Raw genomic sequence first — 24,718 nt, 5'->3', positions numbered from 1 at the left:
GGCGCGCGGCCGCAGAAGCGAACGAGGAGATGCAGTGAGCGTCACGGCAGCACAGGGATTCTCGGCGGCAGGCATCGCCGCGGGGATCAAGGAGAGCGGCAACCCGGACCTGGCCCTCGTGGTCAACCGCGGCCCGCGTCGCGCCGCCGCGGGCGTCTTCACCTCCAACCGTGTCAAGGCCGCCCCCGTCCTCTGGTCGGAGCAGGTCCTCAGGGGCGGCGAAGTCACCGCCGTCGTGCTCAACTCCGGTGGTGCCAACGCCTGTACGGGCCCGAAGGGCTTCCAGGACACCCACGCCACCGCCGAGAAGGCCGCCGAGGTCCTCATCGGTCACAGCGCCGGCGAGATCGCCGTCGCCTCGACCGGGCTGATCGGCACACTGCTTCCGATGGACAAGCTGCTGCCCGGCATCGAGAGGGCCGCCGCGGAGCTGAGCGAGCACGGCGGCGAGAGGGCCGCCATCGCGATCAAGACCACGGACACCGTCCACAAGACCGCCGTCGCGGGCGGCGAGGGGTGGACCGTCGGCGGTATGGCCAAGGGTGCGGGCATGCTCGCGCCGGGACTCGCCACCATGCTGGTCGTCCTCACCACCGACGCCGATGTGGACGCGGCCGGACTCGACTCCGCGCTGCGTGCCGCGACCCGCACCACCTTCGACCGGGTCGACTCCGACGGCTGCATGTCGACCAACGACACCGTGCTGCTGCTGGCCTCCGGCGCGAGCGGGATCACCCCTGGGCAGGACGAGTTCGCCGAGGCCGTACGTGCCGTCTGCGCCGATCTGGCCCGGCAGCTGATCGGCGACGCGGAGGGCGCCTCCAAGGACATCCGGATCGAGGTCGTGGGCGCCGCGACCGAGGACGACGCCGTCGAAGTGGGCCGTTCCATCGCCCGCAACAACCTCCTCAAATGCGCCATCCACGGCGAGGACCCCAACTGGGGCCGGGTCCTCTCCGCGATCGGCACGACGAAGGCCGTCTTCGAACCCGACCAGCTCAATGTCGCCATCAACGACGTCTGGGTCTGCAAGAACGGCAGTGTCGGCGAGGACCGCGGCCTCGTCGACATGCGCTACCGCGAGGTGAAGATCACCGCCGACCTCGCCGCCGGTTCCGAGTCGGCCGTCATCTGGGCCAACGACCTCACCGCGGACTACGTCCACGAGAACAGCGCGTACAGCTCATGAGCGCGGCGCGGAAACACACCGCACTCCCGAAGGCGCAGATCCTCATCGAGGCGCTGCCGTGGCTGACCCGGCACAACGGCAAGACGGTCGTCATCAAGTTCGGCGGAAACGCCATGGTCGACGACGAGTTGAAGGCGGCCTTCGCCCAGGACGTCGTCTTCCTGCGGCAGGCCGGCCTCAAGCCCGTCGTCGTGCACGGCGGCGGCCCGCAGATCAACGCCCAGCTCGACAAGCAGGGCCTGGTCAGCGAGTTCAAGGCCGGGCTGCGCGTCACCACGCCCGAGGCGATGGACGTCGTGCGGATGGTGCTGGCCGGACAGGTCCAGCGCGAGCTCGTCGGCCTGCTCAACCAGCACGGCCCGCTCGCCGTCGGCATGACCGGCGAGGACGCCCAGACCATCACCGCCACCCAGCACCGGCCCCTCATAGACGGTGAACTCGTCGACATCGGCCGGGTCGGCGAGATCACCGCGATCGACACCGGGGCCATCCAGGCGCTGCTGGACGACGGCCGGATCCCGGTCGTCTCCTCCATCGCGCGCTCCGCCGACGACAACCACGTCTACAACGTCAACGCCGATACGGCGGCCGCCGCACTCGCCGCCGCGCTGAACGCCGAGACGCTGATGGTCCTCACCGACGTCGAGGGTCTCTACGAGGACTGGCCCCACAGCGACGACGTGATCAGCAGGCTCACCGCGACCGAGCTGGAGAAGCTGCTGCCGGAGCTGTCCAGCGGCATGGTCCCGAAGATGCAGGGCTGCCTGCACGCCGTACGCAACGGTGTCGAGACCGCCCGTGTCATCGACGGCCGGGTCCAGCACTCGATCCTGCTGGAGATCTTCACCGACGAAGGTGTCGGCACGATGGTCGTGCCCGACTCACCCGAAGCACCCGACTCATCCGAAGCACCCGACGCACAGGGGGAAGCATGACCAACGCCGAGCTTTCGCAGCGCTGGCAGGGCTCGCTCATGGACAACTACGGCACCCCGCGGCTTCCCCTGGTCCGCGGCGAGGGCGCCCATGTGTGGGACGCCGACGGCACCGAGTACCTCGACTTCGTCGGCGGTATCGCGGTGAACGCGCTGGGCCACGCCCACCCCGCCGTCGTCGAGGCCGTCTCCACCCAGATCGCCTCCCTCGGCCATGTCTCCAACCTCTTCATCGCCGAACCGCCCGTCGCGCTCGCCGAACGGCTCCTGCAGCTCTTCGGCCGGACCGGACGCGTCTACTTCTCCAACTCGGGCGCCGAGGCCAACGAGGCCGCCTTCAAGATCGGCCGGCTCACCGGGCGGCCCCATATGGTCGCGACCGACGGCGGCTTCCACGGCCGGACCATGGGCGCCCTCGCCCTCACCGGCCAGCCGAAGAAGCGGGAGCCCTTCCTCCCGCTGCCCGGCGATGTCACGCATGTGCCGTACGGCGATGTGGACGCCCTCCGCGCCGCGGTGACCACCGACACCGCGCTGGTGATCATCGAGCCCATCCAGGGCGAGAACGGTGTGGTCGTCCCGCCCAAGGGCTACCTGGAGGCCGCCCGGGAGATCACGCGGGCCACGGGCACCCTGCTCGTCCTCGACGAGGTGCAGACCGGTATCGGCCGGTGCGGCCAGTGGTTCGAGCACCAGGCCCACCAGGGCGTCGAGCCGGACATCGTCACCCTCGCCAAGGGGCTCGGCGGCGGACTTCCGATCGGCGCCACCGTCGCCTTCGGCGCGACGGCCGACCTGCTCAAGCCCGGCCAGCACGGCACGACGTTCGGCGGCAACCCCATCGCCTGCGCCGCCGGACTCGCCGTCCTGGACACCCTCGCCGCCGACGGTGCACTGGACCGGGTGAAGCGGCTCGGCGAGAAGATCCGGGACGGCGTCGAAGAGCTGGGGCATCCATTGGTCTCCCACGTCCGTGGCTCCGGTCTGCTGCTGGGTATCGTGCTCACCGAGCCCCTCGCGCCTCAGGTGCAACAGGCGGCTCAGGGAGCCGGACTTCTGGTGAACGCACCCGCCCCCGATGTCGTACGGCTCATGCCGCCGCTGATCATCGGTGACGCGGAGGTGGAGGCGTTCCTCGAGGCACTGCCCGGCGCTCTCGACGCGGCACACGGGGACGGACGATCCGGAGAGAAGAGCTCCGGAGAATGAGGCGACGACGATGACCGAGGCGCAGGAATCCGAGTTCGGCGGGCCGTCCGTACCGCAGACCCGCACGGCACGCCACCGCCGGATCGTGGACATCCTGAACCGGCTGCCGGTGCGTTCGCAGAGCCAGCTGGCGAAGCTGCTGGCCGACGACGGACTGAGCGTCACCCAGGCGACGCTCTCCCGCGATCTGGATGAACTCGGCGCGGTGAAGATCCGCAACACCGGCGGCGAGCTGATCTACGCCGTGCCGAGCGAGGGCGGCTTCCGCACTCCGCATGCACCGCTCGGCGAGTCCGCCAAGGAGGAGCGGATGCGGCGTCTCTCCAGCGAACTGCTCATCTCGGCGGAGGCCTCGGCCAACCTCGTGGTGCTGCGTACGCCCCCGGGCGCGGCCCAGTTCCTCGCCTCGGCCATCGACCAGGCCGAACTGCACGACGTCCTCGGCACCATTGCGGGCGACGACACACTGATGCTGATCAGCCGCGACCCGGCGGGCGGTCAGGCGCTCGCCGACCACCTGCTGCGGCTGGCGCAGAACGAGCGATGAGCCACGCCGGTCCGGCTCAGTAGCGGGTGATCGCGGTCGGGCCCGAACGGGTCCCGATCGCGATGTGCGGACGCCGGGCCGGATCCGCCCAGGCCAGGATCCGGTCCATCGCGCCCGCCGGTACGGAGACACAGCCGGCAGTCGCACCGCCCCCGTTCACATGCAGAAATATCCCCGCACCCCGCCCGCGAACCGGCCGGTGGTAGTTGAACCCGACGACCAGGGCGCGGGCGTACTGCACCGGGTACGTGATCAGGTGCTCGGCCTCGCCCGCCCGGCAGTCCGCGGGCCGCGGCTCCACCCAGCGGTTGTAGGCGCGGGCCTCGTTGTCCTGGCACCACCAGGAACGGCCGTTGACGCGGCGGTACGGATAACGGGTCCCGCGGGGGGCCGCCTCGACCCCGAAGGCGTACGGCAGGTCGTACAGGCCGGTGGGCGTGGTGTCGGTGCTCTGCTTGCGCGTCGCCCCCTCGGCGAGCCCCTTCGCGCCGAACCGGGCGTGTGCCGACCCCGCCGCCACCCAGCGACCGCCCCGCAGGTCCCACCAGGTGACCGTGCCTGTCGTGGAGTTGGTGTGCGCGGCCTCGGCGGTGATCAACTGGGCGCCGCCACCCGGGTCGGCCATGCGGTCGACGAGCGGGCGTCCGGGGACGGGAGCGACGGCCGCGAGCGTGGCGGTGGAGAGGGCCAGCACGGCGGAGGCGAGTGCGAGAGCGGGGCGCATGCTGTACGACCGTATGCGGGCTAGGGGCGTTCTGCCGCCGCAGCGGAGCCGAATGGGGGCGGACTCCAACGAGGCGCGGCCCAGGACGCTCTGCGGCGGCCAAGCCGGGGACGGCTCCGGCCGGCAGCGCCCGGCGCGACGGCTTCGGACCCGCTCCGTGAAACGCCGGGCCGACCGTCCACCCGGGAGGACCGGTGCGGAGCGGTCAATCCGTCCGCGCGGGGAGCGGCAACGGCAGGGCGGGCAGCCCGTCCAGGCTCTGGGCCACATGCTCCTTGCGCGTGCAGTACGCGTTGAACTCCTCGTCCGACTGACGGTTGAAGTGGTCGGCGTGCATGGTCCGCTCCTCGCGGTAGTCCATGAACGGAACAGCGAAACCGCAGGCGTCGCTGACCCGCCTTGCCCGCACCACGATGATCGCGCGGGCCCCCTGCCCGGTGGCCGCCTCCTTCGCGAAGTGCGCGATGTACTCGGACCAGCGCGGGTCGTCCCGGAGGACGACCTCGCCCTCGCCGTGCACCCGTAGTACCTTCGGCGGCCCGCTGAAGGCACACCACATCAGTGTGATCCGTCCGTTCTCCCGCACATGCGCGAGGGTCTCGGCGCCGCTCCCGCCGAAGTCCAGGTAGGCGAGCGTCAGTTCGTCGATCACGACCAGGGTTCCCGCCCGCCCCTTGGGGGACACGTTCACATGCCCGTCCCCGGCCAGTGGTGCGGTCGCGGTGAAGAAGACCGGCTGTTCCTCGATGAAAGTGCGGATGCGTCCGTCGATACGTTCGTAGACCTTTCCCATGCGGCGATTATCGGCGCCCATGCGGCGTCCGGCAGGTGCATTTCAACCGGTGGGACGCCGCTGCCGCACCGCCGCGCGGACATGGGCTCGCAACAGCCGCTCCGCCGCCACACGCAGCGCACGCGGTCGGTCCGCCCCGGTCCTGACGAGCAGCCACTCGTGCGGTATCCGGTCGGCGTCCGGCAACAGAGCCCGCGTCGCCACCCGGACAACGGCGGGTGACGGGTCGTCGAGAAGGGGGCGCAGCATTTCGTGCCGCACCGCGTCGAGCGCGCGCAGACCGATGACGGCGTGGACGCGGACTGCGGCCGCAGGGTGCATCACCAGGGACCACAACGCCTGGGCGTCCTTCCTGGTGCCGCACTCGCCGAGCCCGGCGGCGGCCGCGGGACGGGCGGCCGGGTCGGCGCACATCGACCGGTAGAGGGGGAGCGGATCGATGCCGCCCTGCCGCAGTACATAGCGGGCACAGGCCCGTACGACCCCGGACCGATCGGCGAGGAACGGCGCGGCCTCACCCTGCCGCCCGGCCCGCCGCAGCGCGGTCACACCGGCGGACCGTACCTGCGGCGACCGCGCAGACAGCAGCGGGCCCAGCACCTCGTCGTACGCCCCGTCCCGCATCCCCGCGATCGCAGCCTCCGCACACAGTGTCTGGATGCGCACATCGTCCGAGGCGGCGGCTGCGGTGCGGGCCAGCGTCGCCGGGGCGAGGAGACCGCGATCGACCGCGATGCGGTACGCGAACCGGCGTGTGGCCCGGTCCTCGCTCGTGAGCAGCGCCGCGACGTCCTCGGCGGCACCATCGCGCAAGGCACGCTCCAGCCGTTGGCGGGCGAAGTCACCGTGCCCGCGCCTGGACAGCCGCAGCACCAGCGCGCTCAGCGGCGGCAGTTCCCGGCCGGGAACCTCCGAGAACAGCGCCCGAGCCCGGTCGCGCACCGGTCCGACCCAGTCCGCGCAGCGTACGACCAGGAGCGGGCGCAGCGCCGGCGACCGGGCCACCCACTCGAGTGCCGCCTCCCGGATCCGGCCGTCCGGATGGCACAGCGCGACGGCGAGCAACGGCTCGTCGGGAGGTGTCCTGGACCAATTCACCGAGGGCAGCGGGGCGTCCCAGTTCCAGCGCAGTCTCCGACCGTCGACCCGGTCGCACGACGGGAGCAGCCCAGGCGCCTCGTACGCCAGGATCCGTACACCGAGATCGAGGGCCGTCCAGGCGTCTGCCGACGAGGTGTCCAGCGCTTCCCGGAGCGGTACGCCCCGGGCCAGCCGTTCAGCGGCCTCGTCATCCCTGCTCATCGCGTGCCCCCATCCGGTGTGCGGAGGCACGATCGTAAAGGGCTGCGCGGTGTCCGGGCCCGGCATTTACGGTCCCGGTTCGGGCGTTCGGGTGAGCTGTTCACCAGCAGCTTTGACAAATAATACGGAGGACTGCATAGTTATACCCATCAGTGATTGCACCGTAAGGAGAAACCCGTGACCGAGCGCGTCGTACTCGCCTACTCGGGCGGCCTGGACACCTCCGTCGCCATCGGCTGGATCGCCGAGGAGACGGGCGCCGAGGTCATCGCCGTTGCCGTGGACGTCGGCCAGGGCGGCGAGGACCTGGACGTCATTCGTAAGCGCGCGCTCGCCTGCGGTGCCGTCGAAGCCGAGGTCGCGGACGCCAAGGACGAGTTCGCCGAGGAGTACTGCCTCCCGGCGATCAAGGCCAACGCCCTCTACATGGACCGCTACCCGCTGGTGTCGGCCCTCTCCCGACCGACCATCGTCAAGCACCTCGTCGCCGCCGCCAACAAGCACAACGCCGGCATCGTCGCCCACGGCTGCACCGGCAAGGGCAACGACCAGGTCCGCTTCGAGGCCGGCATCTCCGCGCTCGGCCCCGACCTGAAGTGCATCGCCCCGGTCCGTGACTACGCGATGACCCGGGACAAGGCGATCGCCTTCTGCGAGGAGAAGAACCTCCCGATCGCGACCACCAAGAAGTCCCCGTACTCCATCGACCAGAACGTCTTCGGGCGCGCCGTCGAGACGGGCTTCCTGGAGGACATCTGGAACGCGCCGATCGAGGACATCTACGAGTACACCGAGAACCCGGCCACCCCGCGCGAGGCCGACGAGGTCGTCATCTCCTTCAAGGAGGGCGTCCCGGTCGCCATCGACGGCAAGCCCGTCACCGTCCTCCAGGCGATCCAGCAGCTCAACGAGCGGGCCGGCGCCCAGGGCATCGGCCGGATCGACATGGTCGAGGACCGGCTCGTCGGCATCAAGTCCCGCGAGGTGTACGAGGCTCCGGGTGCGATCGCACTGATCACCGCCCACCAGGAGCTGGAGAACGTCACCGTCGAGCGCGAGCTGGCCCGCTACAAGCGGCAGGTCGAGCAGCGCTGGGGCGAGATGGTCTACGACGGCCTGTGGTTCTCCCCGCTCAAGCGCGCCCTGGACGGCTTCATCAACGAGGCCAACCAGCACGTCACCGGTGACATCCGGATGACGCTGCACGCCGGCCGCGCCGTCGTCACCGGCCGGAAGTCCAGCGAGTCGCTGTACGACTTCAACCTCGCCACCTACGACTCGGGCGACACGTTCGACCAGTCCAAGGCGCAGGGCTTCATCGAGATCTTCGGCCTTTCGTCGAAGATCGCCGCCAAGCGTGACCTGGCCTGACGCCGCCCCGTTTACGTCACCGCCTCCCCGTTGCTCCGCGGCGGGGAGGCGGTCGCACATCCACCCTCTTGTCTCTTGAGGAGCACGCAGTGAGCAATGGCAACGGCAACAGCGACGTACGCCTCTGGGGCGCCCGCTTCGCCGACGGTCCGGCCGAGGCGCTGGCGAAGCTGTCCGCCTCCGTCCACTTCGACTGGCGGCTCGCGCCGTACGACATCGCCGGCTCCCGCGCCCACGCGCGCGTCCTCAACAAGGCGGGCCTGCTCACCGAGGACGAGCTGACCCGGATGACGGCCGGTCTCGACCAGCTGGAGGCCGATGTCGCCGACGGTTCGTTCACCGGCACCATCGCCGACGAGGACGTCCACACCGCGCTGGAGCGCGGCCTGCTGGAGCGTCTCGGCCCGGACCTCGGCGGCAAGCTGCGCGCCGGCCGGTCCCGCAACGACCAGGTCGCCACGCTCTTCCGGATGTACCTGCGTGACCACGCCCGGATCATCGGGGGGCTGATCGCCGAGCTCCAGGACGCGCTGGTCGGCCTCGCCGAAGCCCACCCGGACGTCGCCATGCCGGGCCGGACGCACCTTCAGCACGCCCAGCCCGTCCTCTTCGCCCACCACGTCCTGGCCCACGTCCAGGCCCTGTCCCGGGACGCCGAGCGGCTGCGGCAGTGGGACGAGCGGACCGCCGTGTCCCCGTACGGCTCCGGCGCGCTGGCCGGCTCCTCGCTCGGGCTCGACCCGGAGGCGGTCGCCGCGGACCTCGGCTTCGAGCACGGTTCCGTCGCCAACTCCATCGACGGCACGGCCTCCCGCGACTTCGTCGCCGAGTTCGTGTTCATCACCGCGATGATCGGCGTGAACCTCTCCCGGATCGCGGAGGAGGTCATCATCTGGAACACGAAGGAGTTCTCCTTCGTCACCCTGCACGACGCCTTCTCCACCGGCTCCTCGATCATGCCGCAGAAGAAGAACCCGGACATCGCCGAGCTGGCCCGCGGCAAGTCCGGGCGCCTGATCGGCAACCTGACCGGGCTGATGGCCACGCTGAAGGGCCTCCCGCTCGCGTACAACCGCGACCTCCAGGAGGACAAGGAGCCGGTCTTCGACTCCTGCGACCAGCTCGAGATCCTGCTGCCCGCCTTCACCGGCATGATGGCCACGCTGACCGTCAACCGCGAGCGGATGGAGGAGCTGGCCCCGGCCGGCTTCTCGCTGGCCACCGACATCGCCGAGTGGCTGGTCAAGCAGGGCGTCCCGTTCCGCGTCGCGCACGAGGTCGCGGGCGAGTGCGTCAAGGAGTGCGAGCAGTACGGCATCGAGCTCGACGAGCTCACCGACGAGCAGTTCGCGAAGATCTCCCCCCACCTCACCCCCGAGGTCCGCACGGTCCTCGACGTGCCGGGCGCGCTCGCCTCCCGTAACGGACGCGGCGGTACGGCCCCGTCGGCCGTCGCCGTACAGCTCGCCGAGGTCAAGCAGGACCTGGCGGCACAGCACGCCTGGGCGACGGCCCGCCGGTAGGTGCGCGAACGGCATCGCGGGCTACGTTGGTCGGGAAGGAAAGACGGAACCCGACCCACGAGGAGCCCGCGATGCCCTTCAGCCGCCTGGCCTCAGCGACGACCCCGACCGCCCACATCGGGCTCGGCCTGGCCGCGGTCGGCAGGCCCGGCTACATCAATCTCCACCGCGACCGGGACCTGCCCGGGACCCGCAGTGTCGACGTACTGCGCGAGCTCACCCTCGAGCTGCTCGACGCCGCGTACGCGCAGGGCGTCCGCTACTTCGACGTCGCACGCTCCTACGGCCGCGCCGAGGAGTTCCTCGGCGACTGGCTGACCCTCCGTCCGGACGTGCGCGATGTCGTCGTCGGCAGCAAATGGGGCTACACCTACACCGCCGACTGGACCGTCGACGCCGAGGCGCACGAGGTCAAGGACCACAGCCCGGCCGCCTTCGCACGCCAGCGCGCCGAGACCCAGGCGTTGCTCGGTAACCGGCTCGACCTCTACCAGATCCACTCGGTGACGCCCGACAGCCCGGCCCTCACCGACAAGGAACTGCACGAGCGGCTCGCCGCACTCGCCGCCGACGGCATCACCGTCGGCCTCTCCACCAGCGGCCCCGACCAGGCGGAGGCGATCCGGACCGCCCTCGCCGTGACGGTCGACGGCGAACCGCTCTTCCGTACCGTCCAGGCCACCTTCAACGTCCTGGAGACATCGGCCGGACCGGCGCTCGCCGAGGCGCACGACGCCGGACTGACCGTGATCGTCAAGGAGGCGCTGGCCAACGGCCGGCTTGCCGGGACGGAAGCTCCCGCCGTCGTCCAGGAGATCGCCGCCACCGCGGAACTCGGCAGCGACGCGGCCGCGCTCGCGTTCGTCCTGCGCCAGCCGTGGGCCGGTGTCGTCCTCTCCGGCGCGACGACCGTCCTGCAGCTCGCCGGCAACCTCCACGCGCCGCTCCTCGACCTCGACGAGCAGCGGCTGACCCAGCTGGACGCGCTGGTGGAGGACCCCGAGGCGTACTGGCGCCACCGCGCCGGGCTGCCCTGGAGCTGACCGGCGCACCCCACCACGAGCCGGTGAACCCCGGCCCTGTCACATCTGCCCGCTGCGCAACGTCAGTGCTGTGACGGAACGCTACGGAGGAATGGGACTGTGGACGAGCACGAGTTTCTGGCGGAACGCTTCGAGGAGAGCCGGGCCCATCTGCAGGCCGTGGCCTACCGGATGCTCGGCTCGTCCGCCGACGCGGACGACGCCGTCCAGGAAGCCTGGATCCGGCTCAGCCGTACCGACGGGCGGCAGATCGAGAACCTGGGCGGCTGGCTGACCACGGTCGTCGGCCGGGTCTGCCTGGACATGCTGCGCTCGCGCCGGTCACGGCGCGAGGAGTCCCTGGAGGCGCGGGTGCCCGGTGCCGACGCCCCCGAGCCGGTCCTAGGCCCGCAGCCCGGCAGCGACCCCGAACAGCAGGCGCTGGTGGCCGATTCGGTCGGGCTGGCGCTCCTGGTGGTGCTGGAGACGCTGGACCCGGCCGAACGGCTCGCCTTCGTGCTCCACGACATGTTCGCGGTGCCGTTCGACGAGATCGGCCGCATCGTGGACCGGACGCCGGCCGCGGCCCGGCAGCTCGCCAGCAGGGCCCGCCGCCGCGTCCAGGGTGTGGACCGGGTGCCGGACCCCGATCTCATCCGGAAACGCGAGGTAGTCGACGCGTTCCTGGCCGCAGCCCGGGGCGGCGACTTCGATGCGCTGGTGGCCGTGCTGGACCCGGACGTGGTGGCACGGTCGGACGGCGGCGCGGGCGGTGCCGGCGCTCCCACGATGGTGCGCGGGGCCGCTTCGGTCGCCCGCCAGGCGATCATGTTCGCGCCGTTCGCCCGGTCGTCGCAGCCGGCGCTCGTCGACGGGGCCCCGGCGGTCATCTCGGTCCGCGAGGGACAGCGGTTCTCGGTCATGCGCTTCACGATCGAGCGGAGCAGGGTCGTCGAGCTGTATGTGATCGACGATCCGGCCCGCCTTCCGGAGCTGGACCTGGTCGTTCTGAACGACTGACGGCGAGGTTCCGCAAGGACCGGGACGGACGGCGTTCACTGCCCGTCCCGGTCCGCTGCCCACTGCGCCAGCGCGTCGAAGTCCGCCTGCTCCAGACCGGTCCAGGGGTCTATCCGGCGCAGCAGTGCGTCGCCCAGCCCCTGACCGGCGATCCATGCCCGGTCCCGCTCGGTGATCTCGTCGTCGACCCAGGCGAACGGCCGTCCGGCCGCGTACTCCACGACGTACTGCGTCTTCCAGAACGTCCCCTCGGGTGCCCCGCCGTGCATTGTCGGCCAGTCGATGTACGGCAGCTGCGGCAGCCCGAGATGCGGGCCGACCCACTCGTTGGCCTCGTCCTTCCAGGTCGTCGCCCAGACCAGGGTGTACCGGCCGGCGAGCGCCAGCAGCGCGGTGCCGTGGTCCGGATTGAGCAGGACGGGCAGGGCGGGCCCGTCGGTCCACCCCGTCGGCCGCATCAGGTGGACCAGGTATCCGTCCGGCGCCCGGCGGAGTGACAGCGCCGCGTACGGATTGAGCGGACCGTCGATGTCGATCAGCAGCAGCGGCTTCATGGCGCCATGGTCCCCTCTCCCGGAGAGGGGGTCGACGGATTATTCAATGAGACAAAGGTGTCTCATATGGGTTAGTGTCGTCTCATGACTCTCGACCGTGCGCAGGTGCTGCGCAGCGCCGCCTCACTCCTGACCCGGAAGTCGACCGCCACCATGGACGAGGTCGCGAGGGCTGCGGGCATCGGGCGCGCCACGCTGCACCGGCACTTTTCCGGACGGGACGCCCTGGTCAGGGCGCTGGAGGAATTGGGGATCCAGGAGTTCGAAGCGGCGCTCGACGCCGCCGCGCTCGACGAGGGGACCTCGGAGGAGGCGCTGCGCCGGCTGATCGCAGCCGTGCAGCCGAGCGCCGGACTGCTGTCCTTCCTCGTCACCGAGAACCAGCTCTTCGAGGGCGACCAGATGAACGAGGGCTGGAACCGGCTGGACGCGCGGGTCTCCGCCTTCTTCCGGCGTGGCCAGGAGCGCGGCGAGTTCCGCATCGACCTGACCCCCGCCTGGCTGACCGAGGCCCTGTACGGGCTCGTCTCCACAGGGGCCTGGGCCGTTCAGGCGGGCCGGGTGGCTGGACAGGACTTCGCGTACATGATCGTCGAGTTGCTGCTCGGCGGAGCACGCCGGAGCGTGGAGCGATGACCGGCATCGAGCAGCAGGCACGGACCACCGACGAGCTGCGCCGCCCCGGGCGGTGGATCGCGCTGGCCGTGCTCGTGCTGGCCGTACTGCTGGTGGCGATCGACGCCACCGTTCTGGGCCTGGCCACACCGTTCCTCAGCGAGGATCTCGAGCCGACCGGCACCCAGCTGCTCTGGATCGGCGACGTCTACTCGTTCGTCATCGCCGGGCTCCTGGTCTCCATGGGCAGCCTCGGCGACCGCATCGGCCGCAAGAAGCTGCTGCTGAGCGGTGCCACCGCGTTCGGCGCGGTCTCCGTGCTCAACGCGTACGCGAGCAGCGCCGAGATGATGATCCTTGCGCGAGCCCTGCTCGGTGTCGCGGGCGCCACCCTGATGCCGTCCACCCTCGCCCTCATCCGGAACCTCTTCAACGACCCGCGCGAGCGCTCCTTCGCGATCGGTATCTGGGGCGCCATGGCCTCCGCGGGCGCGGCCGTCGGCCCGGTGGTCGGAGGGTTTCTGCTGGAGCACTTCTGGTGGGGGTCGGTCTTCCTGATCAACCTGCCGGTGATGGCGGTCCTCGTGGTCGTCGGCATCAGGATGATCCCCGAGTCGAAGAACCCGGCGCCGGGCCCCTGGGACCTGATCAGTGTGGCGCTCTCCCTGGTCGGCATGGTCGGCGTCGTGTACACCATCAAGGAGCTGGCCGCGCACGGGGGGAGCTGGGAGGTCGCCGTCGCCGGCGTCGGCGGTACGGTCCTGCTCTGCTGGTTCGTCCGCAGACAGCTCACGCTGGCCGATCCGCTGCTGGACATGCGGCTCTTCCACCACCGGGGCTTCTCGGGCGCGGTCCTCGCCGACCTGCTGACCATCCTCGGCCTGTCCGGGCTGGTCTTCTTCCTCTCCCAGTTCCTCCAACTGGTTCAGGGGCGCGGTCCGCTGGAGGCCGGACTCGCCGAGCTGCCGGCCGCCGTCGGCGCGGTGACCTGCGGGCTGATCGCCGGCCGGGCCGCCCGCCGCTTCTCGGTGCGGTTGGTGGTGTCCGCCGGGCTCGCAGCGGTCGGCGTGTCGCTCGCCGCGGTCACCCTGGTCCACAAGGAGACCGGCTATCCGCTGATCGGGCTTCTGCTGCTGGTCGTGGGCATCGGCGCGGGATTCGCCTTCACCGTCACCTCCGACGTGATCCTCTCCAGCGTCCCGAAGGAGCACGCGGGGTCCGCTTCGGCGGTCTCCGAGACGGCGTACGAACTCGGCGCGGCCCTCGGCATCGCTCTGCTCGGCTCCATCGTCACCGGTGTCTACCAGGGCTTCGTCACCCCGCCCGGCGTCCCGGCCGGGGCCGCGGCGGCCGCCCACGACTCCCTGGGCGGCGCCGTCGAAGCGGCCCACGGCCTCCCGGCCGAGCAGGGGCACGCCCTGGTCTCGGCGGCGCAGGAGTCGTTCGTCGACGGGCTGCACATCGCCGCCGGAATCGGTGCGGCGGTCCTGCTGGCGACGGCGGTGGCCGCCTGGTTCCTGCTGCGCGGCCAGGCGCTGGAGGAGGAGATCGAGCACCCGTAGGGCCCGTCCGGCGCAGAGCGCGGCCGGCCGTGCACGCCTTCGGCCGTACGAGTGGTCATGGATACGGAAGGGCCCGTACCGCCGAGTGGGGGTACGGGCCCTCCGGATGTTCCGGGGATCCGCCGGTTCAGGCGGCCTTCGCCTTCGTCGCATACATGTCGACGTACTCCTGGCCGGACAGCCGCATCACCTCGGCCATCACGGAGTCGGTCACCGCCCGCAGCACATAGCGGTCGCGGTCCATGCCCTCGTAGCGGGAGAACTCCATCTGCTCGCCGAAGCGGACCGTCACCTTGCCGGGCCGGGGGAGTCCCGCACCACCGGGCTGCAGCTTGTCCGTGCCGATCATGGCGAACGGCACCACCGGCGCACCCGTCATCAGCGTCAGCCGGGCGATGCCCGTACGACCCCGGTAGAGCCGGCCGTCGGGGGAGCGGGTGCCCTCGGGGTAGATGGCGAACGCCTTGCCCTCCTCCAGCACCCGACGGCCCGTCATCAGCGCCGCGACACCGCCACGTCCACCGTCCCGGTCCACCGGGATCATGCCGCAGCCCGTGAAGAACCAGGCCATGAGCCGGCCCTTCAGCCCCTTGCCCGTCACGTACTCGTCCTTGCCGATGTAGAACACCGGCCGGTCGCAGCAGATCGGCATGATCATCGAGTCGATGAACGTCAGGTGGTTGCCCGCGAGGATCACCGGACCGTCCCCGGGGATGTTCTCCACGCCCTCCACCTGGGGGCGGAACATCAGGCGCAAGAGCGGTCCGAGCACTGCCTTGATGAGTGCGTGTCGGGACAACGGTTCCTCCGGTGTAGGGGCCAGGGCCGGCCGAGGTGCGGGATCGTGACGGTATATGCAGGTGAGGACGATACTCGCGGGTACTCGCCGATCGCACATCGGGTTCATCCAGTGGATACGCAGTGTTGACGTGTGTTTCCGCCGTGTTCGTCCCAGGGATGCCACCCGGATGGCGCAGCTCCCTACGCTCGGGCGTCGCTCGACCGTGCCACACATCACATGCGAGGGAGCATTCATGACAGAGCGCGCGCAGGCGAACCCCGGCCGTCGGACCGTCCTGGGAGCGGGGGCGGCCGTACTCGGATCGGCCACCCTCTCCCTGTCCGGCACGGCGAGCGCTGCCGGGAACACGGCCGGGGCCACCGCGGAACGGTCCGGCGGCCACGGCCACCGTCTGGACCTGCCGGTGCCCACGGTGATCGGACACCGCGGAACCAGCGGCTACCGCCCCGAGCACACGCTGGGCTCGTACCAGCTGGCCCTCGACATGGGCGCGCACATCATCGAGCAGGACCTGGTGCCCACCAAGGACGGCCATCTCGTCTGCCGTCACGAGAACGACATCACCGCCACCACCGATGTCGCCGACCATCCGGAGTTCGCGAGCCGCAGGACGACGAAGAGCGTCGACGGTGTCTCCCTCACCGGCTGGTTCACCGAGGACTTCACCCTCGCCGAGCTGAAGACGCTCCGCGCCAAGGAGCGCATCCCCGGCAACCGCCAGAAGAACACGCTCTACGACGGCCGCTGGGAGGTCCCCACCTTCGAAGAGGTGCTGCAGTGGGCCGACCGCGAAGGTCACCGGCGCGGAAAGCAGGTCTGGCTGTACGTCGAGACCAAGCACCCCACCTACTTCCGCGGCCTCGGCCTCGGTCTGGAGGAGCCGCTCGCCAAGCTGCTGCGGCGCTACAACCGCCACCGTGCGCAGTCGCCGCTCATCCTCCAGTCGTTCGAGCCCAGCAGCATCCAGCGGCTGTCGAAGCTCGTCGCCACCCCGCGTGTCGTGCTGCTTTCCGGAGCGGGATCGCGTCCCTGGGACTTCGTGGCGACCGGCGACCCGCGTACGGTCGACGACCTCGTGAAGCCCTCCGGCCTGGCGTGGATGGCGTCCTTCGCACAGGGCATCGGCCCCACCCTGGACCTGATCATCCCCAAGGACGCGTCGGGCCGGCTCACCACGCCGACCACTCTGGTGAAGGACGCGCACGCGCAGGGCCTGATCCTGCACCCGTACACCATGCGCAACGAGAACACCTTCCTGCCGGCCGACTTCCGGCGCGGTACGGACCCCAATGCCTATGGCGACGCATTCGGTGCGTTCCAGGCGTACTTCGCGTCGGGTATCGACGGGATATTCTCCGACAACCCGGACACGGCCCTGCTCGCCGCGGCGGACTTCACGAGAGGCCGGTAGCCCGGAGCGCCACGAGGGCCCGACGCACCCCTCCCGCGTCAGCACCCGGCCGGGCATGCCCCGGTCGGGTGGTGCGTCCCGCGGACGGCAACCGGCCGCCGCGGGGCCGCGTCGGGTGGGGCATGACACTTCTCGCAGCCGCCCCCGCGTCCGTCGTCCACGCCCTGCACCCCCTCGTCAGTGCCGAGGCGACGGCCGAGGCGAGCGATGCGGCGGCGGGCGCAGCCGTCGAGCCCGCCGATCTCGAACAGGCGGTCTGGCTGCGGCTGTTGGAGCTGCTAGCGGATCAGGGGCTGCCGGCCGACCCGGCCCGCTGGGTCCGCGACACCGTACGGGCGGAGGCGCGCCGCGCCCGTCGTGCCGCCCGACGCGAACGTCCGTACGCGGACGAGGCCACCGCGGATCCCGCCGGCTGCCCCGAGCGGTCGGCGGTCGGGGCCGACGAACGCAGGGCGCTGCACGCCGCGGTGGAACGGCTGTCCGGACGGTGTGCCCGGCTGCTGGCGGAGATGCTCGCCCCGGGCGATCCCACCTACCGGGAGATCGCAGGGAAGTTGGGTATGTCACAAGGCAGTTTGGGTCCGATCCGTTCCCGATGCCTTGGATGTCTGCGCAGAATGCTCGCGGCGGAGGTTGTCGTTCCTGAAGCGCGGGGATAGGAGCGTTAGACAACCGGTGGATCAGGTGAGCGGGAGGCATGCACACATGGGCATGAGTGTGATCATCTCGGCGGCTACGGCGGAGGACGCCGAACAGATCTTGAAACTCCAGTACCTCTGTTTCCAGAGCGAGGCGGAGCTGTACGGGAACTACCGGATCGACCCGCTGGTGCAGACCCTCGAATCGGTCCGCGGCCAACTGACCGCCCATCTCGTGTTCGTGGCGCGGCTCGGCGACGAAGTAGTCGGTGCGGTGTGCGGATCCACCGACGTGGACGGCACCGGCGAGATTGCACGGCTCTGTGTCCACCCCCGGCTCCAGCGGCACGGCCTCGGCGCCCGGCTGCTGAAGGCCGCGGAGTCCGCACTCGCGGACGAGCGGTCGGCCACCCGCTTCCGGCTGCACACGGGGCACCGCAGCGAGGTCAATCTGCGGCTCTACCGGCGGGCGGGTTACGCACCCGTGGGCAACACCACCGGTCAGGACGGCGTCCGGCTCGTGCAGTTGGAGAAGGACGCCGCCGCACCGGCCTACGTGGCCAGCGCCTGAGCGGCGACCGTCCCGGACGTCACCCGTTCTTCGCGCGACGCAGCCAGATCATCCCGGTGACCGGCAGGATCACCGGGATGAACAGGTAGTCCCTGCCCAGGTACGACCAGACGGTGGCGTCCGTGAAGGCCGACGGCTCGACCAGCGTCCACGTGCCGACGATCAGCACGCCCGCGAGCTCGGCGGCGCAGCACACCAGCGCCGTCCTGCGCGCCCTCTCTCCGCCGCGCACCAGCGAGTACGTGATGAAGCCGTACACCAGGGCGGCGACGGCCGACAGCACATAGGCGAGCGGGGCCTTACCGAAGTCCAGGATCATCTGGACGATCGAGCGGGAGGCGGCCGCCACGGTGAACACCCCGTAGAACCAGACCAGTACACGGCCGGGGCCGGCGCCCAGCTCGAAGCGGGCCTTCGGTGCGGAACCGGAGGTGGTGTCGGTCTCGGTCACGGTCAGCTTCCCCAGATGTCGTAGAGCCGTACTTCCAGAACAGCCAGCACGACCGCGCCGGCCGCCACCGTCACCGAACCCCACCGGGTCCGCTCGGTCAGCGACAGAAAACCTGCCGCGGGCACGGCTGCGAAGGCTCCGATCAGGTAGCAGATGAAGATCGTCATGCCCTGCTCCGGCCGATGGCCCCCAGCCAGCAGCACGATCCCCACCACCAGCTGGGCCAGCGCCAGCAGCGACACCACGGCCATTCCGATGAAGTGCCAGTCCTTGGTCGGCTGGTCCCGGTAGGCGGCGAATCCGCACCAGGCGGCGAGGGCGAGCGCGGTCACGGCGACCGCGATCGTCAGGGCGTCAAGCATGAGGTGAGGGTATTACGGACCAAAAGGCCCGCTGCGTGCGCCCCCGGGCCCGAGGACTAGGGTCGGCGACCATGAAGATCCACGCCGAGGCCCTGCTGTTCGACAACGACGGAACGCTGCTCTCCTCCATCGAGTCGGTGTTCCGCTGCTGGATCCGATGGGCGCAGGAGTACGGCGTCACGGCGGAGGACTTCTCCGGCGTCGAGCTGCACGGCCGCACGGCCGTCGAGATCATCGCCGAGCTGCTGCCCGAGGACCGGGTCGACGGCGCCCTGGCCCGTATCGAGCAGCTGGAGATCGAGGACGTCCCCGGCGGGGTCGTGGTGCTCCCGGGCACCAAGGAGCTGCTCGGTTCGCTGCCCGCGCACCGCTGGGCCGTGGTCACCTCCGCGACCCGGCCGCTCGGCGAGGCGCGGCTGCGCGAGGCCGGGATCGGCTTTCCCGTGATGATCGCCGCCGAGGACGTCACCCGTGGCAAGCCGGACCCCGAGCCCTATCTGCTCGCGGCCCGGCGCCTCGGCGTCGACCCGGCCCGCTGCGTGGTCTTCGAGGACGCCCCCGCAGGGCTGCGGGCCGCACGGGCCGCAGGGATGAAGACCGTGGCCTTGACCACAACGCACGACCGCACAGAGCTGGCGGCGGACGCGGTCGTCGCCGACCTCTCCGCCATATCCGTGCAGGTCACAGCCGCAGGAATGGAGATCTCGACCGCGGACTGAACCGGATGGCGCGACCATCCACGCCTGTCCGCTATTCGGACGGACGGGTCTGGCGGATCATTGCGTCTGTTTTACTTGCCGCATGACCACGACGAGCGAACGCATCCTTGCGACCGAGGCGATCACCACGCCCGGTGCTCGTTGTATGTGTCGAATGCGCGCCTTCTGAGGGCCCCCGCCTGAGTCTCGCGCCCCGAAGCGAGATCGAGCTCCAAGCCGTCCGTGCCCAGCGGAACGAGCCTGCCCGAGCATGTGCTGCCCCGGCCATCCGCCGCCCGCAGCAGTGCCGAGACACACCGGCCCGAACACCCGAGTCCGAACAGTCTCTTCAGACGAATGCCCCGTGCCCGGCGGACACCGCGCCGCGCACTCGACAGTGACGGAAACCCCTGTGATCACCACGACGGGCCTCACGAAGGTCTACCAGGCGCGCGGCCGTGAGGTCACCGCCCTCGACGGCGTCGACCTGCATGTCCGCGAAGGCGAGGTGTACGGCGTCATCGGACAGAGCGGCGCCGGCAAGTCCTCCCTGATCCGCTGCATCAACCTGCTGGAACGCCCCACCTCGGGCACCGTGACCGTGGCCGGCCAGGACCTCACCGCCCTCGCCGGCCGGGGCCGCCGCGCCGGCAAGGAGCTCCGCGAGGCGCGCAGCCGGATCGGCATGGTCTTCCAGCACTTCAACCTGCTGGCCTCCCGCACGGTCCAGGGCAACATCGAACTCCCCCTGGAGATCCTCGGCGTCTCGGGCCGCGACCGCACCCGCAAGGCCCTCGGACTTCTCGACCTGGTCGGCCTCGCCGACAAGGCGAAGGCCTACCCCGGCCAGCTCTCCGGCGGTCAGAAGCAGCGCGTCGGCATCGCCCGCGCGCTGGCGGGTGACCCCAAGGTGCTGCTGTCCGACGAGGCGACGTCCGCCCTCGACCCCGAGACCACCCGGTCCATCCTCCAGCTGCTGCGCGATCTCAACCAGCAGCTCGGCCTGACCGTTCTGCTGATCACGCACGAGATGGACGTCGTCAAGACGATCTGCGACTCGGCCGCCCTCATGCAGAAGGGCCGCATCGCCGAGTCCGGCACCGTCGCGGAACTGCTCGCCACCCCCGGCTCCCAACTGGCCCACGAGCTGTTCCCGGTCGGCGGTACGGCCTCAGGCCCTGACCGCACGGTCGTGGACGTCACCTTCCACGGCGAGGCCGCGACCCAGCCGGTGATCTCCCAGCTCGCCCGTACGTACAACATCGACATCTCGATCCTGGGCGCCGCGATGGACACCGTCGGCGGCAAGCAGATCGGCCGGATGCGCATCGAACTGCCCGGCCGTTTCGAGGAGAACGTCGTACCGATCGGCTTCCTGCGCGAGCAGGGCCTGCAGGCCGAGATCGTGGACACGGCCGTCGCCGCCGCCGTCCCCGTACAGACCCCCGCCGCACCCACCCAGACCCCGCTCACCAAGGAGGTGGCCAAGTGACCTGGTCCGAAATGCAGCCGCTGCTGTCCCAGGGAACCTTCGACACCCTCTACATGGTGCTGTGGTCCACGGTCGCCACCGTCCTCGTCGGACTGCCGCTCGGTGTGCTGCTCGTCCTCACCGACAAGGGCGGACTGCTCCAGAACACCGTGGTGAACAAGGTCATCGGCGTGATCGTGAACATCGGCCGTTCGCTGCCGTTCATCATTCTGCTCATCGCCCTGATCCCCTTCACCACCTGGGTCGTCGGCACCTTCATCGGACCGACCGCGATGATCGTGCCGCTGGCCGTCGGCGCCATCCCGTTCTTCGCCCGGCTCGTCGAGACGTCGGTCCGCGAGGTCGACCACGGGCTCGTCGAGGCCGTCCAGTCGATGGGCGGATCCATCCCGACGATCGTCCGAAAGGTTCTGCTCCCGCAGGCCCTTCCGTCGCTCGTCTCCGGCGTCACCACCACCGTGATCGCGCTCATCGGCTACTCCGCGATGGCCGGCGCGGTCGGCGGCGAAGGGCTCGGCGCCAAGGCCGTCACCTACGGATTCCAGCGCTTCGACAACCAGTTCATGCTCATCACCGTCGCGCTGCTGATCGTCATCGTGACCGTGATCCAGCTGATCGGTGACGTGGGCGTGCGCCTGCTGGCACGCCGGGGCCGCACCGCCTCCTGAGACTTTCTCTCCGCTCACAGGCCCGAACTCCTTGTCCGGGCGCACCACCTTCACCACCAGAAAGAGGCACTTTTCGTGCGTAAGAACATCAAGATCACCGCAGCTGCCGCTGCCACCGCCGCTCTCGCCTTCGGCCTCACCGCCTGCGGTACGTCGTCCGACCCGGCTTCCAAGAGCGAGACCGGTGCCAACGCCGACACCTCCAAGGCGCTCGTCGTCGCCGCGTCCCCGACGCCGCACGCCGACATCCTGAACTACATCAAGAAGAACCTGGCCGCCAAGGCGGGCCTCAAGCTGGAGGTCAAGGAGTTCACGGACTACGTCCTGCCGAACACCGCCACCGAGACCGGCCAGGTCGACGCCAACTACTTCCAGCACCGGCCGTACCTCGACGACTTCAACAAGAAGAACAACACCCACATCGTCCCGGTCGCCAATGTGCACCTGGAGCCGCTCGGCCTCTACTCCAACAAGGTCAAGGGCCTGGGGGACATCAAGCCCGGCCAGACCATCGCCGTGCCGAACGACACCACGGACGAGGGCCGCGCCCTCCAGTTGCTCGCCGCGAACGGACTGATCACCGTCAAGGACGGCGTCGGCACCAACGCCAAGATCAGTGACATCACGGACAAGAAGGGCCTGGAGTTCAAGGAGCTGGAGGCCGCGACCGTGCCCCGCGCCCTGAACGATGTCGACGCCGCCGTCATCAACGGCAACTACGCCATCCAGGCCAAGCTCAAGCCCGCCAAGGACGCCATCGTGCTGGAGAAGGCGGAAGGCAACCCGTACGCCAACCTGCTCACCGTGAAGAAGGGCAACGAGAAGGACCCCCGCGTCCAGAAGCTCGTGAAGCTCCTCCACTCCGACGAGGTCAAGAAGTTCATCGAGGACACCTACCAGGGCTCCGTCATCCCCGACTTCGGGCCCCTTGCCGCCTCCTGACACCCGCACCGTACGAGCGTGGCCGAGCCCCGCGCACCCCACCGGGGTGCGCGGGGCTCGGCCGTGCGCACCCGGCCATGCACAACGTCCGCCCGATGCTGCATGCTGTGCCTTTACACGGTCTTCGGCATGGAGCTGCGCATGACTTCCACCTTTCCGTCCATCTCCATCAGCACGGATCGGTTGGTGCTGCGCCCGTTCGACATGACGGACGTCCCCGCGTACATCGAGATGATGAACGACGAACTCGTCACCGCCTGGACCGATGCGCCCCACCCCTACACCGAGGTCGACGCGGAACGCTGGGTGCGCAGGATCGCTCCCGCACAGCGCACCGGCGGCGACGGCATCGTCTTCGCCGTGACCGAGTTCCTCACCCAGCGGCTCGTCGGCTCGGTCCGGCTCCAGCACACCGACTGGCGCACCCTCGCGACCGAGGCCGCGTACATCACCGCCCCCTGGGCCCGCGGTGAGGGGTACGCCACCGAGTCCGTGCTCGCGCTCGCCCAATGGCTCTTCCGTGACCAGGGCTTCGAACGCATCGAACTGCGCACCGCCGCCGACAACACCGCCTCCCAGCAGGTGGCCCAGAAGCTCGGCTGCATCAGCGAGGGCGTCCTGCGCAACGCCCGGATAGCGCGCACCCAGACCGAGGACGGCGGCTGGACCGACTTCAGGACCGATCTGATCGTCTGGGGCCTGCTTCCCGAGGACCTCGAAGGGGTCGCCGAGCAGCTGGCCGACGCGGGCGGCTTCGGCGGCTACAACGACTGGAACTGAAGCCGGAGCCGGCGCCGGGGACCGCGCTGGTCCGGACCTGTGGGGGACCAGGTACTCTCACCCTGCCCGCCGCCTCGTGGGCATTCCCACGTGCGACGACTCCAGGAGACTGACGACAGATGGCCGACCGGGTCACGGTGATCGGCTGGGACGGCTCGCCGCTGACCGCAGCGGCCACGGCCGCTCTCTCGGCCGCCACCCTCGTCGCGGGCGCCGCGCACCACCTCGCACTCCCCGAAGTCCCGGCGGCCGCCGAACGGATCCGCCTCGGCTCCATCGACCTGGCCGCCCGCAGGATCGCCGGCCACCGCGGCAGTGCCGTGGTCCTCGCCGACGGCGACCCCGGCTTCTTCGGAGTCGTCCGCAATCTCCGCGCACCCGAACACGGCCTCGAAGTCGAAGTCGTGCCGGCGGTGTCCGCCGTCGCCACCGCGTTCGCCCGCGCCGGAATGCCCTGGGAGGACGCCCAGGTCGTCGTCGCCCACCCCCGCACCCTGCGCCGCGCCGTCAACGTCTGCCGCGCCCACCACAAGGTGGCCGTCCTCACGTCGCCCGGCGCGGGCCCCGCCGAACTCGCCCTGCTCCTCGAAGGCGTCCACCGCACCTTCGTCATCTGCGAGGAACTCGGTACCGCACGCGAGCAGGTCACCGTCCTCACCTCGGACAAGGCCGCCGACCACGTCTGGCGCGACCCGAATGTCGTGATCGTCATCGGAAGCGGTCCCGAACAGCAATCGACCGGATCCTGGATCGCCGGACGCCATCCCCATGGCGTACGCGGCTGGGCACTGCCCCCCGCGGCCTACCCCGGGGGCGCCGCGGACCCTGACGGGGAGTCCGGCGAGGGCGAGTCCGCAGGGCTGCGGGCCGCTCAGCTCGCCCGCCTCGGCCCGCGCACCGGCGACCTCGTCTGGGACGTCGGCTCCGGCGGCGGGGCCCTGGCCGTGGAGGCGGCACGGTTCGGCGCGGCGGTCCTGGCCGTCGACAGCGACCCCGACGCCTGCGCCCGTACGGCGGCCACGGCCCGGGCCTTCGGCGTACAGGTCCAGGTCGTCCAGGGCCGCGCTCCCCATGTGCTGGAGCGGCTGCCCGAGCCCGATGTCGTACGGATCGGAGGCGGCGGAGTCCCCGTCGTCACGGCCGTCGCCGACCGCCGGCCGGAGCGCATCGTCACCCACGCGTCGACCCGGGACGAGGCCGAAGCCCTGGGCGCGGCACTCTCCGGGAACGGATACACCGTCGAGTGCTCCCTCCTCCAGTCCGTCGAACTCGACACGGCCGCATGGTCGGAGCGCGAACGCTCGGTCGTGTTTCTGCTCGCGGCGCTGCGCTCGGACCTCGCCCCGTGACCCGGTCGGCGTACGGCGCGGGGTAGGCTGGCCGATCGTTGTACCGCACCCGGTCGTTCGTCGCTTCGTTCGTCAATGTCCGGAAAAGGGGACCGTTTTGGACCCCGTTGTGATACAGCGGACCCGGGGGGTGCGCAACGTGGCGCAGTCCACATCGAGCCGTGGCGGAACTGCCTGCCGCGGCGGCGA

26 protein-coding genes are annotated in these 24,718 nt (G+C 70.4%); 19 read left to right on the top strand and 7 right to left on the bottom strand.

Annotated features, from left to right (window positions below):
• Positions 1–34: 34 nt before the first annotated feature.
• From argJ to LRD69_RS04160, 4 genes are read left to right on the top strand one after another with little or no spacing between them, the layout of a single operon-like run.
• Entirely contained in the window at positions 35–1,189 is a 1,155-nt protein-coding gene (gene argJ, locus LRD69_RS04175; protein ID WP_277325187.1) for a bifunctional glutamate N-acetyltransferase/amino-acid acetyltransferase ArgJ, read from the top strand.
• A complete protein-coding gene (argB, locus tag LRD69_RS04170) occupies positions 1,186–2,124 on the top strand; it encodes an acetylglutamate kinase (protein ID WP_277325186.1) in 939 nt (312 codons plus the stop codon). The genes argJ and argB overlap by 4 nt, the downstream gene beginning before the upstream one ends.
• A complete protein-coding gene (locus LRD69_RS04165) occupies positions 2,121–3,332 on the top strand; it encodes an acetylornithine transaminase (RefSeq protein WP_277325185.1) in 1,212 nt (403 codons plus the stop codon). Before argB ends, LRD69_RS04165 begins: the two co-directional genes overlap by 4 nt.
• A 10-nt stretch (positions 3,333–3,342) precedes the next feature.
• Positions 3,343–3,879: an arginine repressor gene (locus tag LRD69_RS04160; RefSeq protein WP_277325184.1), complete on the top strand. Its 537-nt coding sequence runs from the start codon at positions 3,343–3,345 to the stop codon at positions 3,877–3,879.
• Between the two features lie 16 nt (positions 3,880–3,895).
• Here LRD69_RS04160 and LRD69_RS04155 read toward each other — a convergent pair whose 3' ends face one another.
• The 3 genes from LRD69_RS04155 to LRD69_RS04145 form a co-directional block, all read right to left on the bottom strand.
• Complete coding sequence (locus tag LRD69_RS04155; protein ID WP_277325183.1) at positions 3,896–4,603, bottom strand: L,D-transpeptidase family protein; 708 nt, start codon at positions 4,601–4,603, stop codon at positions 3,896–3,898.
• 205 nt (positions 4,604–4,808) lie between these two features.
• The gene (locus LRD69_RS04150) at positions 4,809–5,396 is read right to left on the bottom strand and encodes a pyridoxamine 5'-phosphate oxidase family protein (RefSeq protein ID WP_277325182.1); all 588 of its coding nucleotides are present in this window, start codon (positions 5,394–5,396) and stop codon (positions 4,809–4,811) included.
• Between the two features lie 42 nt (positions 5,397–5,438).
• Positions 5,439–6,698: a hypothetical protein gene (locus LRD69_RS04145; protein ID WP_277325181.1), complete on the bottom strand. Its 1,260-nt coding sequence runs from the start codon at positions 6,696–6,698 to the stop codon at positions 5,439–5,441.
• Positions 6,699–6,875: 177 nt separating this feature from the next.
• Here LRD69_RS04145 and LRD69_RS04140 point away from each other — a divergent pair, with 177 nt between their 5' ends.
• From LRD69_RS04140 to LRD69_RS04125, 4 genes are all read left to right on the top strand, one after another.
• Positions 6,876–8,069, top strand: a complete 1,194-nt coding sequence (locus LRD69_RS04140; RefSeq protein ID WP_277325180.1) for an argininosuccinate synthase — start codon at positions 6,876–6,878, stop codon at positions 8,067–8,069.
• A gap of 89 nt (positions 8,070–8,158) precedes the next feature.
• Positions 8,159–9,592, top strand: a complete 1,434-nt coding sequence (gene argH, locus LRD69_RS04135) for an argininosuccinate lyase (RefSeq protein WP_277325179.1) — start codon at positions 8,159–8,161, stop codon at positions 9,590–9,592.
• 71 nt (positions 9,593–9,663) lie between these two features.
• The gene (locus tag LRD69_RS04130; RefSeq protein ID WP_277325178.1) at positions 9,664–10,635 is read left to right on the top strand and encodes an aldo/keto reductase; all 972 of its coding nucleotides are present in this window, start codon (positions 9,664–9,666) and stop codon (positions 10,633–10,635) included.
• A 99-nt stretch (positions 10,636–10,734) separates the two neighbouring features.
• Positions 10,735–11,634, top strand: a complete 900-nt coding sequence (locus LRD69_RS04125) for a sigma-70 family RNA polymerase sigma factor (RefSeq protein ID WP_277325177.1) — start codon at positions 10,735–10,737, stop codon at positions 11,632–11,634.
• A gap of 35 nt (positions 11,635–11,669) precedes the next feature.
• On the opposite strand, the gene LRD69_RS04120 is transcribed toward LRD69_RS04125, so the two are convergent.
• Positions 11,670–12,188 carry a hypothetical protein gene (locus LRD69_RS04120; RefSeq protein WP_277325176.1) on the bottom strand — a complete coding sequence of 173 codons (519 nt, stop codon included), beginning with the start codon at positions 12,186–12,188 and terminating at the stop codon, positions 11,670–11,672.
• A gap of 84 nt (positions 12,189–12,272) precedes the next feature.
• Here LRD69_RS04120 and LRD69_RS04115 point away from each other — a divergent pair, with 84 nt between their 5' ends.
• Together LRD69_RS04115 and LRD69_RS04110 are read left to right on the top strand one after the other, a co-directional pair.
• Entirely contained in the window at positions 12,273–12,824 is a 552-nt protein-coding gene (locus LRD69_RS04115) for a TetR/AcrR family transcriptional regulator (protein ID WP_277325175.1), read from the top strand.
• Positions 12,821–14,365 carry an MFS transporter gene (locus LRD69_RS04110; RefSeq protein WP_277325174.1) on the top strand — a complete coding sequence of 515 codons (1,545 nt, stop codon included), beginning with the start codon at positions 12,821–12,823 and terminating at the stop codon, positions 14,363–14,365. The genes LRD69_RS04115 and LRD69_RS04110 overlap by 4 nt, the downstream gene beginning before the upstream one ends.
• Positions 14,366–14,492: 127 nt before the next feature.
• Here LRD69_RS04110 and LRD69_RS04105 read toward each other — a convergent pair whose 3' ends face one another.
• Positions 14,493–15,164, bottom strand: coding sequence for a lysophospholipid acyltransferase family protein (locus LRD69_RS04105; protein ID WP_277325173.1), 672 nt, complete (start codon positions 15,162–15,164; stop codon positions 14,493–14,495).
• A gap of 235 nt (positions 15,165–15,399) precedes the next feature.
• Here LRD69_RS04105 and LRD69_RS04100 point away from each other — a divergent pair, with 235 nt between their 5' ends.
• The 3 genes from LRD69_RS04100 to LRD69_RS04090 all read left to right on the top strand — a co-directional run bounded on the left by LRD69_RS04100 (position 15,400) and on the right by LRD69_RS04090 (position 17,787).
• Complete coding sequence (locus LRD69_RS04100; RefSeq protein WP_277325172.1) at positions 15,400–16,578, top strand: glycerophosphodiester phosphodiesterase; 1,179 nt, start codon at positions 15,400–15,402, stop codon at positions 16,576–16,578.
• Positions 16,579–16,700: 122 nt separating this feature from the next.
• Positions 16,701–17,237 (top strand): sigma-70 family RNA polymerase sigma factor, encoded by a 537-nt coding sequence (locus LRD69_RS04095; protein WP_277325171.1) that lies wholly within the window; start codon positions 16,701–16,703, stop codon positions 17,235–17,237.
• Between the two features lie 46 nt (positions 17,238–17,283).
• Positions 17,284–17,787, top strand: coding sequence for a GNAT family N-acetyltransferase (locus LRD69_RS04090; protein WP_277325170.1), 504 nt, complete (start codon positions 17,284–17,286; stop codon positions 17,785–17,787).
• Between the two features lie 19 nt (positions 17,788–17,806).
• On the opposite strand, the gene LRD69_RS04085 is transcribed toward LRD69_RS04090, so the two are convergent.
• Together LRD69_RS04085 and LRD69_RS04080 are read right to left on the bottom strand one after the other, a co-directional pair.
• On the bottom strand, positions 17,807–18,238 hold the full coding sequence (locus tag LRD69_RS04085) for a hypothetical protein (RefSeq protein WP_277325169.1): 432 nt from the start codon (positions 18,236–18,238) through the stop codon (positions 17,807–17,809).
• A 2-nt stretch (positions 18,239–18,240) separates the two neighbouring features.
• Positions 18,241–18,600, bottom strand: coding sequence for a hypothetical protein (locus LRD69_RS04080; protein WP_277325168.1), 360 nt, complete (start codon positions 18,598–18,600; stop codon positions 18,241–18,243).
• A gap of 71 nt (positions 18,601–18,671) precedes the next feature.
• Between LRD69_RS04080 and LRD69_RS04075 the strand changes: the two genes are divergently transcribed.
• The 6 genes from LRD69_RS04075 to cbiE all read left to right on the top strand — a co-directional run bounded on the left by LRD69_RS04075 (position 18,672) and on the right by cbiE (position 24,529).
• Positions 18,672–19,319: an HAD-IA family hydrolase gene (locus LRD69_RS04075; protein ID WP_277325167.1), complete on the top strand. Its 648-nt coding sequence runs from the start codon at positions 18,672–18,674 to the stop codon at positions 19,317–19,319.
• Positions 19,320–19,710: 391 nt separating this feature from the next.
• Complete coding sequence (locus LRD69_RS04070; RefSeq protein WP_277325166.1) at positions 19,711–20,790, top strand: ATP-binding cassette domain-containing protein; 1,080 nt, start codon at positions 19,711–19,713, stop codon at positions 20,788–20,790.
• Positions 20,787–21,458, top strand: coding sequence for a methionine ABC transporter permease (locus tag LRD69_RS04065; protein ID WP_277325165.1), 672 nt, complete (start codon positions 20,787–20,789; stop codon positions 21,456–21,458). The genes LRD69_RS04070 and LRD69_RS04065 overlap by 4 nt, the downstream gene beginning before the upstream one ends.
• A 75-nt stretch (positions 21,459–21,533) precedes the next feature.
• Positions 21,534–22,400 (top strand): MetQ/NlpA family ABC transporter substrate-binding protein, encoded by an 867-nt coding sequence (locus LRD69_RS04060; RefSeq protein WP_277325164.1) that lies wholly within the window; start codon positions 21,534–21,536, stop codon positions 22,398–22,400.
• 102 nt (positions 22,401–22,502) lie between these two features.
• On the top strand, positions 22,503–23,180 hold the full coding sequence (locus tag LRD69_RS04055) for a GNAT family N-acetyltransferase (protein ID WP_277325163.1): 678 nt from the start codon (positions 22,503–22,505) through the stop codon (positions 23,178–23,180).
• Between the two features lie 119 nt (positions 23,181–23,299).
• Positions 23,300–24,529: a precorrin-6y C5,15-methyltransferase (decarboxylating) subunit CbiE gene (cbiE, locus tag LRD69_RS04050; protein WP_277325162.1), complete on the top strand. Its 1,230-nt coding sequence runs from the start codon at positions 23,300–23,302 to the stop codon at positions 24,527–24,529.
• Positions 24,530–24,718: the final 189 nt, after the last annotated feature.

Origin of the sequence: Streptomyces sp. JH14, assembly GCF_029428675.1 — a bacterium.
GTDB lineage: Bacteria > Actinomycetota > Actinomycetes > Streptomycetales > Streptomycetaceae > Streptomyces.
Note: the sequence above shows the minus strand (reverse complement) of the source record. Positions and strands in the feature narration are given on the sequence as shown.